The sequence below is a fragment of the [Actinomadura] parvosata subsp. kistnae genome (assembly GCF_900323885.1).
GTDB lineage: Bacteria > Actinomycetota > Actinomycetes > Streptosporangiales > Streptosporangiaceae > Nonomuraea > Nonomuraea composti.
This window is the reverse complement of record NZ_OOHJ01000028.1, coordinates 1-17,567: the sequence shown is the minus strand read 5'-3', so window position 1 is coordinate 17,567 and position 17,567 is coordinate 1. Positions and strand designations below refer to the sequence as shown.

Genomic DNA, 17,567 nt, shown 5'->3' with positions numbered 1-17,567 from the left:
CACCTCGCCGTCACGCTGGGGGGATTGTTCCCCGCCATGATGCGCAGCCGCCCCCAGCAGCGCCGATGCATCATCGCGCTGGTCTTGCCCCACCGCGGCCAGCGCGGTTCTTCCCCGTGTCGTGGACATGATCGTGTTCTCCCCCGAGATGGTGAATGATCGTTGCAGACTTTCGTCTACGTTTGGTGATCATTTCCACACCTAGAGTGATACCCCCCACGGCAGGGTCACGTCCACGGACGTGACCCCATGGGTAGATCATGTGCGACCTCTTGTCGGAATGCTTCTCATCGCTTGGAAGCGATGTGACGGTGGCCGTGAAACGCGTCTCATGGCCACCGTCACATCAGGTCCTCTACGAAATCTGGACCGGTGGCCATCCAGTGTCCAGACCTTCGCCCAAGGCGCCTCACCCGATCGCCCTCGTGCGCAGGGGGGTATCACTTCAGGGGCTCTGCCAAGATTCCAGTGGTAACTCACGGTGTGTCATTAGCTACGGATTTCGCGTCTGGGTGTCACGGTTGGTTCTGTGTGACGCTGATGTGGTGGCCGTTGTCTTCCCCCAGCTGGACTCGGTGCTGGTTGAGCGCGTCGAGCGTGAAGGTGCTGCGTTACGTGTGATCGCCCGTTCCCGTGGGGGAGCCGATGCCCTGCCCGACGTGCGGGACCGCGACGGGCAAGGTGCATGGCTACTATCGGCGGCGCTTGGCCGACAGCCCGGCCGGTGGGGCACCGGTGGTGCTCGAGCTGGTCCTGCGACGCCTGGTGTGCTCCAACTTGGATTGTGCGCGCCAGACCTTCAATGAGCAGGTGCCCGGGCTGGCGGAACGGTATGCCCGTCGGACTCCGCCGCTGGCCACGCTGGTCGGGGCGGCTGCGGTCGCCCTGGCCGGGCGCGCCGGGTCAGCGCTGCTGGCCGCAGCGGGAGTTCTGCTCAGCCGCACCGCGGTGCTGGGCGCGCTGATGGCGTTGCCCGAGCCCACGGTCCGTGCACCGGAGGCGATCCGGGTGGACGACTTCGCGCTCAAGCGCGGTGACCGCTATGCCACGATCATTATCGACGCGCACACCCATGAGCGCCTTGAGGTGCTGGACGGCCGGCTCGCGGTGACGCTGGAAGCCTGGCTGAAGGCGCACCCGGAGGTGAAGCTGATCTGCCGGGACCGTTCGACGGCTTACGCCGCCGGCGCTCGTGACGGTGCCCCGCAGGCGGTGCAGGTCGCCGACAGGTGGCACATCTTCAAGAACCTCATCGATGCGGTGGAGAAGACCTGTATCGCGCATCGTGCCTGCTTCAGTGACCCCGACCACAGCGCCGCCCGTGGCGAGGGCCCCTCCGCGCAGCGCACCCGCTCCCGGCATGCGGCGGTGCACGCCCTGCTCGCCCAGGGAGCCTCACACGGACAGATCATGCGCAAGCTGCACCTGTCGCGCAACACCGTGAAGAAGTACGCCGCCGCCGAGCACGCCGAGCAGCTGATCCCCGGGCCGAAATACTCCACCACCCTGGTCGACCCGTTCCGCGGCTACCTGCGCAAGCGCCGCGCCGTCGAGCCCGGCGTGGCCACCTGGACCCTGCTCGGTGAGATCAAGGCGATGGGGTATCAGGGCGGTTCCACCTTGCTCTACCGCTACCTGGGGCAAGGCCGCGCCGACGGCGAGCACCCGCCGCCTTCGCCCCGCCGTCTCACCCGCTGGATCACCACCAACCCGATCAACCTCACCGCCTCCCAGCAGACCCGCCTGGAACACACCCTCAAACGCTGCCCCGAACTGCAAGCTGTCACCGACCACGTCCGCTCCTTCGCCGCCCTGCTCACCGCCGACCACGACGGCAACCTCGACGAACACACCGCACGCCTGGACGCCTGGATCGACAAGGTCCGCGGCGACCAGCAGGTTCCCGCGCTGCGCTCCTTCGCCGAAGGCCTGCTCATCGACCACGACGCCGTGGCCGCCGCGCTCGCCCTGCCCTACAGCAACGGACCCACCGAGAGCGTCGTCAACAAGATCAAGCTCCTCAAGCGGCAGACGTACGGCAAGGCCGGATTATCGCTACTCCGAAAACGGATACTCCTCGCCCAGAAGCACCACGGTTAGCTACCACAGGAATCTTGGCAGAGCCACTCCGGAGGTGTGGAAATGATCACCAAACGCGCTGCGCGAGGCAGGGGTGATGAGTCGTCCGGGCAAGGGCCGAGCCGTCCACACACGGCCACGATTGGCCTGGTCATCGCCCTCTCCTGTGCACCGAAGTGGCGGAGGTGGTGGTCACGGTCACGCCGGACAGCCCGAACAGCTGCTGCAGCGGCCCGGGCAAGGTGTCCACCGTCTGGACGCGCGACAGCGGGACGACCCGCCACTGCAGCCACAGCCAGTCGGAGGCCGAGTAGACGGCCTCATCGGTGACCTCCCAGCGGTGCACCCGGTAGCGCCAGGCCGGCATGACAGCCATGTAGAGCAGGCCGGGCAGGAGGGAGATCAGCGTGAACCACATGGACAGCCCGAGGGTGGGCGGGATGCAGGCCTACAGGATGCCCAACGTCAGGGGCAGGGGGAGGGCGAACACCGCGGCCTGGGCCGTCCACCAGCTGATCGAGCGGCGGTCCACGCGGTGACGGGGCGGTCGGAGTCTCATGTCGTCCGTTCTCACTTCGCAGCGGCGGCGGCGTCGGAGGCGGAGGTAGTGGCGGTGGCAGGGGTGGCGGTCAGCTTGCGGGACTTGGCCATCAGGGCGGCGGTGCGGGCCAGGACCATCGCCAGCGCCATGAATACGAAGCTGTTGGCGTAGGTGTCGGCGCCGCTGATCTCGTACTCGATCGAGAAGCGCACCAGGCCCTCGGGGAACCAGTTCTCCGCGCCGTGGCGAACACCACGCGCGCCAGGGAGAGCACGACCCAGAGCAGCGCGTAATCGATCCCGCCGACCGTGTACAGCTCGCCCGACTCCTCCCGGTACGCGGGCAGCAGCGCGGCGGCGACGAGCCCGCAGATCAGCCCGACGCCGATGCTCACGAGCTGCAACGACAGGTCGTTGCCCGCGTGGGGAAGGAGTGCACGAAGATGGCGAGGACGACGACCACGGCGATCGGTGAGCGCAACATGCGCATCTTGGTGACGCGCCGCCGTCCCATGTCCGTCAGCAGGACGATGAGCAGGATGGTACCGCTCGCGATCAGGGCAGCGAGAAATTGACTCATGGCAGGGGATCACTCCGGATCGGGGAGGGGGTTTCACGTGCGGCACACGTCCTTTTCCTGCTTTCCACCGTAGGAACGGACCGCTCGCGGCGAGACGTCCGAAAGGTGGGTCCTGTTTGTCCACCGAGCAGTGGACACGGTCCGTGAGCGTGGCACGACTGATGGCATGCCACTGCGAAAGGAGGAGCAGCACGAGACCGGGCAGCGGATGGGCTGGTTCGGTTTGTGGACGGTTTCTTCGCCGTGTCCTACCTGGTCACTTCGGTGTTGCTGTTCATCTCCGACCTGTCCACCGGGCACCGCGCGATCGCGATCGGCGCGCTGACGCTGATCGTGCCGTGGTACGCCGCGTTCGGCCGCCGCGCGATGATCGGCCGCACCGGCAGGCGCCGGAACCTGGTGTTCGGGATCGGCGTGGTGCTGCTGTTCTGCGTGCCGACGATCTTCGGTTTCGTTGGCTTCTTCGCGTTGTTCGCACTGGCTCCGATGTTGCTCATGACGCTGCCGATGAGCTGGGCGGTGAGCCTGCTCGCGGTCGCCAACCTGTTCCCCGTGGCGATGGTGTGGGTCAGGGGCGAGGAGCCGGGCGCGAGCGTGTGGGGTGTGCTGCCCATCGCGTTGCTCAGCCTCGCGCTGTCGGTGCTGCTCGGCGTCTGGATCAAGCGGATGTCGCGGCAGAGCCAGGAACGCGCGCGGCTCATCGAGGAACTGCGGCGCAGCAGGGAGCGGGTGGCCCGGCTCTCCCACGAGGCCGGCATCTCCGCCGAGCGCGAACGCCTGGCCCGCGGCGAGATCCACGACACCCTGGCCCAGAGCCTGACCAGCATCATCAGCCTGCTCCAACCCTGCCCGATGCGGCGGAGCAGACGTCCAGGCACCTGTCACGGGCCGGGCAGGTGGCCGGGGAGTCACTGGCGGAGGCCCGCGGGTTCGTGGCGGCGCGGACCTCGCCCACCCTGCGCGAGCACTCACTGGCCCAGACTGTGCGCAGGCAGGCCGACGGCCTGGTGGCCGAGACCGGCCTCGACGTGCGCACCTCCGTCGAAGGCACCGAGCGGCCGCTGCCCACCGCCGCAGGCGTCGTGCTGCTGCGCGCCGCCCAGGAGGCCATCGCGAACGTACGCAAACACGCCGCGAACGCCCGCACCGTGGACGTCGTGATCACCTTCGACCCCGAACACGTCCGCCTGCTCGTCCGCGACGACGGCGAGGGCTTCGCCCACGACGGCACCGAGTCGGGCTACGGGCTGGCGGGCATGCGGGCCAGGGACGCGGAGATCGACGGCACGCTCCGCGTCGACAGCCGCCCGGGTGAGGGCACCGCCGTCGAGGTGCGCGTGCCCGGGCGGGCCCGGATCGAGGAGCCCGCCGATGCCTGACGAGACCCCCCATCAGGGTCCTGCTCGCCGACGACTACCCCGTGGTCAGGGAAGGGCTCGTCGCCATGCTGGAGTCGGCCGACGGCATCGCGGTCGTCGGCGAGGCCGGTTCGGGGGAGGAGGCGATCGTCCAGGCGGAAGCGCTGCGCCCCGACATCGTCCTGCTCGACCTGCGCATGGGTGGTATGGACGGCGTCGCCGCCACCGAGCACATCCTGCGACGGCTGCTGGGCACCAGGGTCGTCATCGTCACCACCTACGAGGACGACACCGACATCCTGCGCGCCGTCGAGACGGGCGCGGCCGGCTACCTGCTCAAGGGCAGCACCCGGCAGGAGCTGATTGGCGCGGTACGCAGCGCCGCCCGGACCGAGACCGCCCTCACCCCGTCGCTGGCGGGCAAGCTCTTCCGCGCTCGCGAGGCCGAGCCGTCGCCGCTGTCGGAGCGGGAGTGCGAGGTGTTGCGGCTGGTCGGGCAGGGCCTGACGAACGCCGAGATCGGGGGCCGGCTGTACCTCAGCGAGGCGACGGTCAAGACGTACCTGCTGCGTTCGTTCAAGAAGCTCGGGGTCTCCGACCGTACGGCGGCGGTGATGACGGCGATGAAGCGCGGACTGCTGTCCTGAGCCACCACCCCACCCGGCGACGGGTGAAGGTCATGAGAGACGGCGGGGCGGATCCAAGACGCCTCTCACCTTCGGAACCGTGGTGGGTCTATGGGGTTACCACGTATAGCGAGAGGGTGCTACCACTATGCGGAACGAGGGTTATCACTAAGCCCTCCAGGTAAGGTTCCGGCTGAAGCACCACCTGATTCCTCCCCCGCCTCGAGAAAGTTGCGGGCAGTCGTAACGAGGAACGGATTCGGCGCCTGGCGGTCCAATCCATGGTTGAGCTGGCGTCATTCTGCTGATCAATGCGCCGAACATTTTGGACCCTAATATGCTTCCGGCCGGTTGAGGGCATCCCGCCAGGTCACTCAGAGAAAGCGCGCAGGAACGCTTCAGAAGGTAATCTGCACGAGTATCAACACATTCACTGCCGTGCCGATCAGCACTAGCCACCCATGGGGTTGATCGGCGACGGACCGGGAGACCTCAGCCCGACCGAGAGGTGGTGAGTGCAGTTGAGAGTCCACCGCCACAAGGACCCTGAGGAAGACGGTGACGTCGATCTGATCCTGTTGATACAGGTGCTGATGATGCTCTACGAAATTCTCAAGGGGGGAGGGGCATAGCCGGGCCCATGGCTCGGCCGCCCCTCCGAGGTGGAAATACGGGGTTCTGTCGGCGCTCATCCAGGCAGGGCCCCGTTCCCCCTACGAGTAAGGATAACCTCTGTTCGGACTGTGCCGGAAAGATCCGAGGGAAAAGTGACCCTGGAAAAGATTTTTATTTTGCCGGACCGGTCAGGGCTCGCGCGTACATCGTGAAAGCGCTCCCGGCCCCGGCGCGCTGACGATCATGGTGGCGTCCTGAGGTTCCCCGGTATCGGCTGATCGCTTGTTGAGTATGGATCGAGGCGCGAACTACGGTTTGGTGGTGACTTCACTGCGGGTAGTGGTCGCTGAGGACCATCTCCTCGTGCGGGCCGGCATCGAGGCCCTTCTCGGTGAAGAGGAGGGTGTCGAGGTCGTTGGTTCCTGCGGGCGATACGAAGAGCTTCTGGAGCTCGTCGACCAGAAGAATCCCGACGTGGTGATCACGGACATCCGCATGCCGCCGACCATGACCGATGAGGGAATCAGAGCGGCGACCGTGCTGAGAAGTACGCACCCGGAGATCGCCGTGCTGGTCCTGTCGCAGTTCCTCGACCCGTTTTACCTGCTGCACCTCATCCAGGAAGGTAGCGGCGGTCGGGGATACCTGCTCAAGGAGCGCATCGCCCAGCCCGGTGAGTTGATCTTGGCGCTGCGTACTGTCGCTGGTGGTGGATCATTCATCGACCCCGTGGTTGTGGACTCACTGATGTCCGCCAAGGCGCGCGACGACGAGGGGCCATTGCGTCATTTGACGAGCCGGGAGCGCGAGATCATGGCCGAGGTCGCCGCCGGAAGATCGAATCTCGCCATCGCCACCGCATTTGGAGTATCTGAGCGCACCGTGGAGAAGTACATCAACTCGATCTTCCTGAAGCTGGGGTTGCAGGGCGATCGGGACACCAACCGCAGGGTCAAGGCAGCCCTCATGTTCCTCGACTCCACGACCTCATGAGACCGTGACCCGTTCAGGCTGAACGTCAGTTACGGCGGTACCGGCTGTCCAGGTGGCCATCCGCTCCGGGCCCCTGTGTGGCCGGTGGCGTGTCAGAGGCGCTGTCAGTACGGCGACGGTCCGGTATCAGAGCGGTCGGCGACCGTAGGTCATCGAGGGTTCCGCACCCCGGAGCCGATCCGCACAAGAACGGAAGCTGACGACATGCAACCGCATTCCCGCCGCTGGCTGATCCTGATCGCGCTCTGCCTGAGCACGCTGGTGCTGGTCATCGACAACATGGCGCTCACCGTCGCCGTCCCGGCGCTGGTCGCCGACCTGGGCACGACCGCGCAGGACATCCAGTGGATTCGGTCCAGGCCGAGCCGGGCCACCCGGGCTGTCGAAGGGCCACCCGGGCCAGTCCGCCGGATCGTGCTGCGTCGCCACTCATGCCTCCTGCGGGCTCCAGCTTCAGGGGGTCCCAGGAGCGCTCATTCGCGCGGGCCCGACCCTTGAGCATCACCGTATCTCGCATAACTGCAGCTGTCCGTCCAGCAGACGATGGAGGCGGCCAGGCTCCAAGCCTCGGACCGACGTACCCAGTTTTCCGCCTCATGGGGGGCGGGCGGGCGTGTTTCCGTCCGATGCGTCCGTCCGGTCCGAGACAGCTGCCGGACACCACGCCGACGCCGCCAATGGAAGGTGCCGGGCTGAAGTCTCTCCCGGCCCTCACCATCAACGAAGCACGCAACCATGCAGCACCTGTCCGAGTTCATCCCCCTGGCAGGGGTCTGTACGGTCACTGGTGTAACTCCTGATCAAGGAGAACGCACCTGATGAGTACTGTGATCCAGGCATCGACGGAGATCGACCTGGAGGACGCCGGCGTGGCCCGCAAGCAGTCCAAGGAGAGCAAGGCCAAGGATTCGGATCGGGAGCTGGTGGCCCAGCTGGTCGACCAGGCCCGCGCCGAGGGCGTGGAACTGGTGGGGGAGAACGGGCTGCTCGGCCGGCTGACCAAGCTGGTGCTGGAGTCCGCGCTGGAAGGCGAGATCACTGACCATCTCGGCTATGACAAGCACGAACGCGGTGCAAGCGAGACAGGCAGCAACCGCAACGGCGCCCGCTCCAAGACCGTCATCACCGACGTCGGGCCGGTCGAGGTCAGCGTGCCACGCGATCGGGACGGCAGCTTCGAGCCGAAGATCGTGCGCAAGCGGCAGCGGCGGCTGTCCGGCGTGGATGAGATGGTCATCTCGCTGGCCGCCAAGGGCCTGACCACTGGGGAGATCTCCGCCCATCTGGCCGAGGTGTATGGGGCGCAGGTGTCCAAGCAGACCATCTCCACCATCACCGACAAGGTGCTGGACGGGATGGCCGAGTGGCAAAACCGGCCGCTCGACCCCGTCTACCCGGTCTTGTTTATCGATGCCATCCACGTGAAGCTGCGGGCTCTGTCGCAGATTGCGTGATCCTCGATTCGTCGGTCTTGTTGCGGGTTCCACGAAGGAATAATGATCTTCGTGTCTTGCGCAGTGGATTGACGTTCTGCTCCCGCACCTGACGGTGCTGACCGTGGAGGATGCCAAGCGCGAAGGCGGGATAGTGAGTATTCGTGCTCGGGTAAGCGGGATGCGAGCGGCGTGCACGAGCTGTGGCGGGGTATCGGCTCGGGTTCACGGCAGGTACGTGCGCCGGCTCAAGGACGCCGTGGTGGGTGGTGCCTGCGTGATCATCGAGTTGGTGGTCAGGCGTTTTCGCTGTGTGAGCGTCACGTGTCCGGTGAAGACGTTCGCCGAGCAGGTGCCGGGCCTGACCCGGCCGCATGCGCGCTTCACCGACGCCCTGCAGCAGCTGTTGGCATCGATAGGGATGGAGCTGGCGGGCCGGGCCGGCGTTCGCCTGGCAGCCTCGCTGGGTCTGCAAGTGGGCCGCGACACCCTGCTGCGTCGCGTCAGGGCCTTGCCTGAGCAGCCGATCGGACACGTGCGGGTGCTGGGTGTCGATGACTTCGCCACACGTAAGGGTCACCGCTACGGCACGATCATGGTGGATCTCGAAACCCGCAGGGTCGTGGACATGATCGACGGCAGGGACGGAGACTCTCTGGCAGCGTGGCTGCGTGAGCACTCGTTACCGGAGGTGATCTGCCGAGATCGAGCAGGCGGCTACGCTGACGGGGCACGCCAAGGCGCACCCGACGCAGTGCAAGTGGCAGACCGGTTCCATCTGTGGCAGAACCTCGGCCAGGCCGTGGAGAAGGACGTCGCCACCGTCCGCCACGACCTCGCAGCAGCGCTGGCCGCCGCGGCCGCAGCCACCTGCACCGCCGAACCACCACCCGTGATGCACCACCGCGAGCTCAAAGTCGTCACCCGACTGCGTCGACATCACGCCGCCGTGCATGAGCTGCTGAAACAAGGTCTCAGCAAGGCGGCCATCGGCCGAGAGCTCGGCCTGCACCCCGCAACCGTCCGCAAGCTGGCCAACGCCGCCGAGGTCGACACCGTGATCGCCATGAGTCAAAACCGTGCCAGCATCCTGGACGGATACCACGAACACCTGCACCGCCGCTGGAACGAGGGCATTCGAAACGCTGCCCAGCTCACCCGGGAGATCACCACGTTCGGATACTCCGGCACCGAGCAACAAGTGCAACGCTACCTACGGCGCTTTCGCACCGGTGCCGGTCAGATCGCCATCCCCGCCCCCAGGCCGCCTTCGGGCCGCGACATCACCCGCTGGATCATGTCCAACCCCGACAACCTGAGCTCCGACGATGCCGGTCAGTTGCGAACCCTTCGCAAACGCAGCCGCGCTCTGAACCGGCTGGCCCGGCATGTCCAGGACTTCGCCCTCATGATGACCCAGCTCCACGGCCACCAGCTCGACGCCTGGATCTCCGCGGCCGAAAAGGACTCATTCACCGCGCTCGCTTCCTTCGCCCGCAACCTCCGCCGGGATCTCAATGCTGTCCGCAACGGCCTGACACTGCCTCACAGCTCCGGCCCTGTCGAAGGGCACGTCAATCGCGTCAAGATGCTCAAACGCCAAATGTTCGGCCGCGCGAAACTCGACCTGCTACGCAAACGCACCCTGCGTTCCGCCTAGATCACGCAATCTGCGACAGAGCCAAGCTGCGCGAGGGTCAGGTCGCCAACCGGCCGATCTACGTGGCGATGGCGGTGACGGTGGATGGCGAGCGCGACATCCTGGGCTTGTGGGCCGGCGACGGCGGCGAGGGCGCCAAGTTCTGGCTGCACGTGCTGACCGAGACCACCATCCACCCGGCTGCTGTCCCGCCGCGACATCCCGCGCCGCGAGAAGACGCTGAGGCGGATGCGATCGCAGTCAGGCACGCGCTCCCTAGGCCAGGGTGAAGTCCGGGGCGGGCCAGTGGGGCAGGCCAGAACCACGTTCATGAGCGCGGTCCTGGTTCGGGCGCGCCGGTAGCCGTCGGTGCTGCGGTCGGGATGGCCTCCGGAGAACTGGAGAGGGAGGGAAGCCGGCGCGGCTCGCCGAGCCGATGAGTGGCCGTGGGGAAGGCCCGTCTCCTCGGCCACAGCCGCCGCCTCCGATCGCCGGCGATACGGCTCAAGCTCCTGGCCAGCCTGGCGGCCCCCCAGCCGGCCGCGTGAAGCCGAGCAGTCGCCGGCTCTGCAACTTTCAGGCCGCCACCGGAACCGCGGCCGGGTCGTTCACAAGCAGCTGACGGGCTTGACCAGGAAACGTACCCCTCACGCAAGCCGAGCACCCGCTGGACGCGATCGCAGCGCCTTGACACCCGTAAGGCAGCTGGTCACGCTCGTCGATTGTTGACCATGAACGGATGACGGGAGCGCCGACGATGGATGCTCGACGACGGCGGAAGCTGCGACCGCTCGCGACCCTCGGCGTGGCGGTGTCTTTGGTGGCGGGGACGCTGACCGCCCAGGCGTCCCTGCAGCCGGCGGCGGCCGCGGCCGGGCCCGCGCTGTCGGTGGACCTGTCCGCCCCCCGGCACCCGATCAGTCCCGACATCTACGGCATGAACGGGGCCGACCCGGCGTTCGCCGCCGAGATCGGCCTGCCGGTGACGCGCTGGGGCGGCAACGCGAGCACCCGCTACAACTTCAAGAACCACACCTACAACACCGGAAGCGACTGGTACTTCGAGAACATCGTCGCCGGGCCCGACAATACGGTCGAGGCGTACGTCAAGACCAGCCAGGACCGCGGTAGCAAGCAGGTCGTCACCGTGCCGATGAGCGGGTGGGTGGCCAAGGACTCGCCCGACCAGCACCCGTTCGCCTGCGGATTCCCCGCCGCCCGGTTCCCCGCGCAGGACTCCTTCGACCCGTGGGACGCCGGCTGCGGCAACGGCCGCCTCGACAACGCCGACCTCACCGGGGCGGTGCCCACCGACACCTCGATCCCGGCGGACGCCGCGTTCGCCGGCGAGATGGTGGCGCACCTGGTGAGCCAGTTCGGCACGGCGGCGCGCGGCGGCGTACCGATCTACGAGCTCGACAACGAGCCGGTGCTGTGGAGCTCCACGCACCGCGACGTGCACCCCGAGGCGGTCTCCTACGACGAACTGGGCGGCAAGAGCACCACGACCGCCGCGGCGATCAAGGCCGCCGACCCGAGCGCGGCGGTGCTCGGCCCGTCCGGCTGGGGGTACTGCGAGTGGGTCGCGTCCGGGGCGGACGGGTGCGCGCCGGGCGCCGACGCGGCCGCGCACGGCGGGCTCAACCTGTCGCAGTGGTTCCTGAAGAACATGAAGGACTACAGCGACACGCACGGCGGCAAGCGCATGCTCGACTACTTCGACCAGCACTACTACCCGCAGATCAACGGCGGCAAGGACCCCGAGTCGAACGCGTGGCGGCTGCGCTCCACCCGTTCGCTGTGGGACCCGACGTACGTCGAGGAGTCCTGGATCGGCCCTTCGGGCGTGAACGCGCCGCCGCTGCAGTTCATCCGCAAGATGAAGGACTGGGTCGCGCAGTACTACCCCGGGACGAAGACCGCGATCACCGAGTACAACTGGGGGGCGCTGGACGACATCAACGGCGCCCTGGCGCAGGCCGACGTTCTCGGCATCTTCGGGCGCGAGGGCCTCGACCTCGCCACCATCTGGGGCGAACCCCAGCCGACCCAGCCCGGCGCCTACGCGTTCCGGATGTATCGCAACTACGACGGTGCGGGGAGCCGGTTCGGCGACGTGAGCGTGTCGGCGGCCAGCGGCGATCAGGGACAGCTGGCGGTGTACGGGGCGCAACGCTCCCGCGACAAGGCGCTGACCCTGATGGTCATCAACAAGACCGGCGGTGAGCTGACCGCACCGTTGTCGATCGCCGGACTGCACGGCAACACCAAGGCGCAGCGGTTCACCTACGGCCCGGCCGATCTCGGCTCGATCGTGCGCGGTGACGATCTCCTGGTGCGCCACGGCCGAGTCACAGCGACGTACCCGGCGAACTCGATCACCCTGCTGGAGCTGCCGACGCGCCGGCGTTGACGGCGCGCGGAAGGGCTCGGCCCAGGTGCGGCCACCGGTCAGGGGCACACAAACGGCCGCGGCGAACCCTGTCCTACGACGCCCACCACCGCTGGCAGACCTACTGCGCACAGGCCGGAGTCGAGATCGGTATCCACCAGCTGCGCCACGCCCACGCCACCGAACTCATCACCGCCGGCGTCTCCCTCGAGGCCGTCCGGCGGCGCCTCGGCCGATCTCCACGGAGACGACGCAGCTGTACGCGCTGCTGGACGACAAGGTCGCAGGCACCGAGACCGCGCCGCCCGACGCCGCCGCGACCGAGCCGCGCATTGATCTCACAGTTGGCCTCTTCCGATGCGGGCTGCTTGCCCCCGGACGCCTCACTTTGCGACGATCATCCCCTGGTCGTGGGAGCTGTCCTTCAGCGCCAGCCAGGCCAGCTCCCACGCGTCCATCGGGCGCACGTCCCGCAGCACCGTGAGCAAGTCGTCCTTCGTCGCCAGCTCGCCCGTCACCTCCACGAGCGCGTTCCCCCGCAGGGTGACCAGCGTCGAGCCCAGGTCCACATGATCGCCCCAGATTCCCGGGGCTACTTCCTCGCACGCGCCCCGCACCTCGAAGTCGCAAGCCTGCTCGGCCGTCAGCCCATAAGGTGCCTGGACGGTGACGGCCACCTCCAGACCATCGCGCCGGCGCTCGTAGTGGAGGAAGAGGATCCCTTCCTCCTCCTCGACGGAGTCGAGACGGTATTCCGGCTGGTCGGTGGCGATGACGGGCACTTGTTCACGCGCCATCGTCTGCGCGGCGACCAGCGCTGAGAGGGGTCTGTCTCCCAGGACGGCGGCGACGCCCAGGACGAGGACCGTCCCGATGGCGGCCAGGCGCGTCACCATGCGCAGCGGCAGCGCCGTGGCCCCGGCGAGCAGGTAGCCGACCGCTCCTATCCCCATGAAAGCCAGAAGGCTGCCCCACCCGCCCATCTCCGCGATCTCGGCGGGTGGGACGGGAGCCGCGATGAAGCCCATGACGGCGAAGACCGGTCCCAGGATCGAGATCAGCCACCACAAGGGCAGCCTGCCCCAAAGGGTCAGCAGCGTGCCCGCGGGCAAGGGCATGGCCAGCATCGCCAGGAACACGAGGACGTTGTCATCCACTACCTGTGCCAGGGCGGCTTCCCCGATCCCGATCACGGCCCCCACCAGGGCCGCCCGGATTAAGGCGTTCATGCTCCGATCATGGACCATGACCGGGCATGAACGGCAAGCCTTGGGCTTCAGCGTCCACGGCGAACACCGGACGGCATCGGCGACCACCACCCCGCACAACCCGCCCTACTGAGGGCCAGGCCAAGTACCGGAACGGGGTAGGGTCCTGCCCTGCCTGAGATATCGCTGATCAGTGGGTACGGCGGCGGGACGCCAACACCTCGGTGACCTTGGTGATGGCTTCGGCGCCGGGTTTGACATAGCGCATGGCGGTGCGCGGGTTCTTGTGCTGCGCCTTGCCCATGATGAGCTGCCAACAGCAGCCTCACCTCGATCGTCCCGTCATATCCGGCGGAGGCCAGATGTGCACCGTCGGGACTGAACGCCACCTCATTCGCTGGACCAGCGTGGGTGGGAAGGACAGCGGGTGCAGGCTGGCGTAGACGAGCTCGCTGCTGAAGCTGCGGTCCAGGACCAGGCGGCGGGAGCGGGCAAGGATGGATCGGTGACGGTGGAAGAGATCGGTGCCTTCGGGGCTGATCCTGCTGCTGGTGCTCAGCAGCAGAAGACCCCAGCGCGGATGCCGTGCGCGTGCACCTGCTCGCCCAGGCCGCCGCTCACGCCTCGACCTTCCGGCCGGGCCCGCGATGCCCATGCCCAGCCGGAAGGCGCTGGCAGACACCCCACCGGCAGAGCACCGCGCCAGCCGGCTCCGGCGTGTCCGTTGGACAGGCCCGACCGGCCCCGCCACGGTGAACCCGCACCGCACCAAGCCCCTTCGCACGACTGCCGATCAGCAAAACACCTCAGGGAGATCATCCAGTGAACGATGAGACCACCGACCAGGCGCAGGCCGCCGAGCTGCGCAACAAGCTGGCGGACGAGCTCGCCGCGGCGGGCCACATCCGGTCGGCTCAGGTCGACCAGGCGTTCCGCGCCGTGCCCCGGCACGCGTTCGTGCCGGCCGACACCCCGCTGGAGGTCACCTATCAGGCCGACAGCGCCGTGGTGACCAAGCGGGACGAGCACGGCGCGGCCATCTCCTCCGTCAGCGCCGCGTACATCCAGGTCGCGATGCTGGAGCAGGCCGAGCTGGAGCCGGGCATGCTGGTGCTGGAGATCGGCTCCGGCGGGGTGAACGCCGCGATGATCGCCGAGATCGTCGGGCCGGACGGGCACGTCGTCAGCGTGGACATCGACCCGGAGGTGACCACGCGCGCCTCCGAACTGCTGGACGCCAACGGGTACACGAGCCGGGTCAGCGTGATGGAGATCGACGCCGAGCACGACATCCCCGCGTTCGATCGGTTCAACGCGATCATCGTGACGGTCGGCGCGTGGGACCTGTCCCCGGCCTGGCTCCGCCAGTTGGCCCCGAACGGCACGCTCGTGGTGCCGTTGCGGATGAACGGCGTCACCCGCTCCATCGCGTTCCGCCGCGGCAACGACCATCTGGCCAGTACGTCCGCCGTGGTGTGCGGGTTCGTCCCCATGCAAGGCGCCGGCCAGCACGCCGACCGGGAGTTCCGGCTCTCCGACCCCAACGGGCACGTCGTCACCCTGCGGTTCGACGACGGGGCGCCCGACGCCCCCGCCCTGCTGGACGGTGTTCTGGCGGGCGAGCGGAGCGAGGTGTGGTCCGGCGTCACGATCGAGCACGGCGTGTCGTTCGCCGACCTGCACCTGTGGCTGGCCAGCTTCCTGCCGGGCTTTTGCAGGCTGGCCGCCGAGGAGGGGACCGAACTCGCCCAGGAGCGCAAGACGTGGTTCCCGTTCGCCGGGGTGCGCGGCGACTCCTTCGCCTACCTGTCGGTGCGGCCCGCGCTGGACGGTGCGGGTGCGGAGTTCGGCGCTCGCGCCTACGGGCCGCACGGCCTGGAGGCGGCGGCCGTGCTGGTCGAGCAGATCCGGGCGTGGGACGAGCAGGCCAGGAACCACGCGGAGCCCACGTTCGCCTACTGGCCGTCCGGCCACGCCCCGGCTCATCTGCCCGAGGGCACGGCGAGGCTCAACAAGACGCACGGTCTTGTCACGATCTCCTGGCCCACCGGCTGACCGGCCGGGCCAGGATGCCCCACACCCAGTCGCCCGCGACATGTTCGGGCACCGCCTCTTGGGTGGCGTGTTGGATGCGCAACGCCAGGCGTTGACCGACCTGGTGGCGGTCTCCGGTCTGGGGACGGGGATGCTGCCATCGCCGATGCTCGATTCACTCACACACTCGGTGAAGACCGCGAGCGAAGCGCTGACCGAAGCTGTGTGACAACCGCCTCAGCTGATGCGGATCGCCGGGTAGAGCGGATATCCGGCCATCAGATCGGCCGCCTCCTCGCTGACCTGGTCGCGGACCTTCGCGTCCAGGGTGTACTTGGCCGGCGATGGCTTGCCGTCGGGCGTGGTGGCGGGCTGGGTGCCGGCCAGGACCGTGTGGATCAGGTGGGCGATGCGGTCCATGTCTGCCTGGTTGAGGCCGCGGGTGGTCAGGGCGGGTGTGCCGAGACGGATGCCGGAGGTGTACCAGGCGCCGGCGGGGTCGCGGGGGATGGCGTTGCGGTTGGTGACCACGCCTGCGTCGAGGAGGGCGGCTTCGGCCTGTCGGCCGGTCAGCCCGAAGGGGGAGACGTCGAGCAGCACGAGGTGGTTGTCGGTGCCGCCGGTGACCAGGGTGACGTTCCGTCGCCGCAGGCCCTCGGCGAGCGCCTGGGCGTTGGCGACGACGGCTTGGGCGTAGCGGGCGAAGTCGGGCGTGCGGGCTTCGGCCAGGGCGACGGCCTTGGCGGCCATGACGTGGGGGAGCGGCCCGCCGAGCACCATGGGGCAGCCGCGATCCACCTGCTCGGCCAGCTCGCTCTGGCACAGCACCATGCCGCCGCGGGGGCCGCGCAGGGTCTTGTGGGTGGTGGTGGTGACGATGTGGGCGTGCGGGATCGGGTCGTAGTCGCCGGTGAAGACCTTTCCGGCGACGAGGCCGGCGAAGTGGGCCATGTCCACCATGAGGGTGGCGCCGACTTCGTCGGCGATCTCCCGCATGACCCGGAAGTTGATCTTCCTGGGGTAGGCGGAGTAGCCCGCGATGAGGATGAGCGGCCGGAACTCGCGGGCCTGGGCGCGCACCTGGTCGTAGTCGAGCAGGCCGGTGGCGGGGTCGGTGCCGTAGCTGGCCTGGTGGAACATCTTGCCGCTGATGTTGGGGCGGAAGCCGTGGGTCAGGTGGCCGCCGGCGTCGAGGCTCATGCCGAGCATCCGCTGGTTGCCGAGGTCGCGGCGCAGGTCTTCCCAGTCGCTGTCGGACAGGTCGTTGACGTGGCGGGCTTGGGCGCGGGCCAGGGCCGGCGCTTCGACGCGCTGGGCGAGCACGGCCCAGAACGCCACCAGGTTGGCGTCGATGCCCGAGTGCGGCTGCACATAGGCGTGGGCCGCGCCGAACAGGGCGGTGGCGTGATCGGCGGCGATCTGCTCGACGGTATCGACGTTGCGGCATCCGGCGTAGAAGCGGCGGCCGATGGTGCCTTCGGCGTACTTGTCGCTGAGCCAGTTGCCCATCGCGGCCAGGACGGCGGGGGAGGCGTAGTTCTCGCTGGCGATCAGCTTGAGGCTTTCCCGCTGGTCCTGAAGTTCTTGCCGGACCGCTTCGGCGACGCGGGGTTCGACTTGCGAGATGAGGTCCAGCGCGGCGGTGAAGGCGAGCGAGTCGGCGGGCTCAGCAGGCAGGGCCATGATCGTGTCTCCGAGATGTGGGCGAGGAACGGCAGCACGCTAGGCGGCCAGGCTTTCACACTCCGTGCCCGGTCGTGCTGCCCTGCCGGGGGGGGTCGGTGGCTGCGGTGTCCATGGCTCGCTGGCCGACACGACGAACTTGGTTCCCGTGAGGCTGCTGGTCAGCAGGGCGGGCAACGCGTCCATCACCGCTTGGAGCTGGGGCAGCTTGTCCTGCAGTTCGACAGCGGCTTGGTCGGCGTAGACCTCGATCGACACGAAGCGGCAGGGATCGGCAGGGTCGTGCAGGATGTCGAAGTCGATCACTCCTGGGACTCGGCGGCTGGCCTCGACCAACTCGGCGAACAGGTGGCGAGCGCGCTGCAGGGTGGCCGGGGTCCACCGTGA

General features: G+C 68.0%; 15 protein-coding genes and 5 pseudogenes. 12 read left to right on the top strand and 8 right to left on the bottom strand.

The window, feature by feature from the left end:
- Window positions 1-645: 645 nt before the first annotated feature.
- Window positions 646-2,100, top strand: coding sequence for an ISL3 family transposase (locus KIS93_RS55635; RefSeq protein ID WP_155127489.1), 1,455 nt, complete (start codon window positions 646-648; stop codon window positions 2,098-2,100).
- A gap of 157 nt (window positions 2,101-2,257) precedes the next feature.
- Here KIS93_RS55635 and KIS93_RS55630 read toward each other — a convergent pair.
- The 4 genes and pseudogenes from KIS93_RS55630 to KIS93_RS66780 form a co-directional block, all read right to left on the bottom strand.
- Window positions 2,258-2,470, bottom strand: a pseudogene (locus KIS93_RS55630) (PH domain-containing protein); the annotation flags it as partial.
- Window positions 2,471-2,649: 179 nt separating this feature from the next.
- On the bottom strand, window positions 2,650-2,832 hold the full coding sequence (locus KIS93_RS64035) for a hypothetical protein (protein WP_222108040.1): 183 nt from the start codon (window positions 2,830-2,832) through the stop codon (window positions 2,650-2,652).
- A 178-nt stretch (window positions 2,833-3,010) separates the two neighbouring features.
- Window positions 3,011-3,199 (bottom strand): hypothetical protein, encoded by a 189-nt coding sequence (locus KIS93_RS64030; RefSeq protein WP_222108039.1) that lies wholly within the window; start codon window positions 3,197-3,199, stop codon window positions 3,011-3,013.
- A 248-nt stretch (window positions 3,200-3,447) separates the two neighbouring features.
- Window positions 3,448-4,029 carry a hypothetical protein gene (locus KIS93_RS66780; protein WP_230466212.1) on the bottom strand — a complete coding sequence of 194 codons (582 nt, stop codon included), beginning with the start codon at window positions 4,027-4,029 and terminating at the stop codon, window positions 3,448-3,450.
- Between the two features lie 66 nt (window positions 4,030-4,095).
- On the opposite strand from KIS93_RS66780, the gene KIS93_RS66775 reads away from it, so the two are divergent.
- The 9 genes and pseudogenes from KIS93_RS66775 to KIS93_RS69380 form a co-directional block, all read left to right on the top strand.
- Window positions 4,096-4,578, top strand: coding sequence for a sensor histidine kinase (locus KIS93_RS66775; protein ID WP_230466211.1), 483 nt, complete (start codon window positions 4,096-4,098; stop codon window positions 4,576-4,578).
- Window positions 4,575-5,204, top strand: a complete 630-nt coding sequence (locus KIS93_RS55615) for a response regulator transcription factor (RefSeq protein WP_080039175.1) — start codon at window positions 4,575-4,577, stop codon at window positions 5,202-5,204. Before KIS93_RS66775 ends, KIS93_RS55615 begins: the two co-directional genes overlap by 4 nt.
- 915 nt (window positions 5,205-6,119) lie before the next feature.
- A complete protein-coding gene (locus KIS93_RS55610) occupies window positions 6,120-6,791 on the top strand; it encodes a response regulator transcription factor (RefSeq protein WP_230466210.1) in 672 nt (223 codons plus the stop codon).
- A gap of 204 nt (window positions 6,792-6,995) precedes the next feature.
- A complete protein-coding gene (locus tag KIS93_RS55605; RefSeq protein ID WP_080039173.1) occupies window positions 6,996-7,289 on the top strand; it encodes a hypothetical protein in 294 nt (97 codons plus the stop codon).
- Window positions 7,290-7,609: 320 nt separating this feature from the next.
- Window positions 7,610-8,224 (top strand): annotated as a pseudogene (locus KIS93_RS55600) (IS256 family transposase); the annotation flags it as partial.
- Between the two features lie 115 nt (window positions 8,225-8,339).
- Window positions 8,340-9,884: an ISL3 family transposase gene (locus KIS93_RS55595; RefSeq protein WP_329607726.1), complete on the top strand. Its 1,545-nt coding sequence runs from the start codon at window positions 8,340-8,342 to the stop codon at window positions 9,882-9,884.
- 2 nt (window positions 9,885-9,886) lie between these two features.
- A pseudogene (locus tag KIS93_RS55590) lies at window positions 9,887-10,048 on the top strand (transposase); the annotation flags it as partial.
- Window positions 10,049-10,620: 572 nt separating this feature from the next.
- On the top strand, window positions 10,621-12,276 hold the full coding sequence (locus KIS93_RS55585; protein WP_080039171.1) for a glycoside hydrolase family 44 protein: 1,656 nt from the start codon (window positions 10,621-10,623) through the stop codon (window positions 12,274-12,276).
- Window positions 12,273-12,428: pseudogene (locus KIS93_RS69380) on the top strand (hypothetical protein); the annotation flags it as partial. The gene KIS93_RS55585 and the pseudogene KIS93_RS69380, both read left to right, overlap by 4 nt.
- A 210-nt stretch (window positions 12,429-12,638) precedes the next feature.
- Here KIS93_RS69380 and KIS93_RS55580 read toward each other — a convergent pair.
- Window positions 12,639-13,448, bottom strand: a complete 810-nt coding sequence (locus tag KIS93_RS55580) for a hypothetical protein (protein WP_155127486.1) — start codon at window positions 13,446-13,448, stop codon at window positions 12,639-12,641.
- 359 nt (window positions 13,449-13,807) lie between these two features.
- Window positions 13,808-13,966 (bottom strand): annotated as a pseudogene (locus tag KIS93_RS69375) (hypothetical protein); the annotation flags it as partial.
- Between the two features lie 319 nt (window positions 13,967-14,285).
- Between KIS93_RS69375 and fxlM the strand changes: the two are divergent.
- Together fxlM and KIS93_RS55565 are read left to right on the top strand one after the other, a co-directional pair.
- A complete protein-coding gene (gene fxlM / locus KIS93_RS55570; protein ID WP_080039169.1) occupies window positions 14,286-15,518 on the top strand; it encodes a methyltransferase, FxLD system in 1,233 nt (410 codons plus the stop codon).
- Between the two features lie 40 nt (window positions 15,519-15,558).
- The gene (locus KIS93_RS55565) at window positions 15,559-15,726 is read left to right on the top strand and encodes a hypothetical protein (protein ID WP_155127483.1); all 168 of its coding nucleotides are present in this window, start codon (window positions 15,559-15,561) and stop codon (window positions 15,724-15,726) included.
- A gap of 8 nt (window positions 15,727-15,734) precedes the next feature.
- Here the strand turns inward: KIS93_RS55565 and KIS93_RS55560 are convergent, their stop codons facing one another.
- Together KIS93_RS55560 and KIS93_RS55555 are read right to left on the bottom strand one after the other, a co-directional pair.
- Window positions 15,735-17,180 (bottom strand): glycine hydroxymethyltransferase, encoded by a 1,446-nt coding sequence (locus tag KIS93_RS55560; RefSeq protein WP_080039168.1) that lies wholly within the window; start codon window positions 17,178-17,180, stop codon window positions 15,735-15,737.
- A gap of 39 nt (window positions 17,181-17,219) precedes the next feature.
- Window positions 17,220-17,567: putative quinol monooxygenase (locus tag KIS93_RS55555; protein ID WP_186405033.1), on the bottom strand; the 348-nt coding region annotated here is incomplete at its 5' end.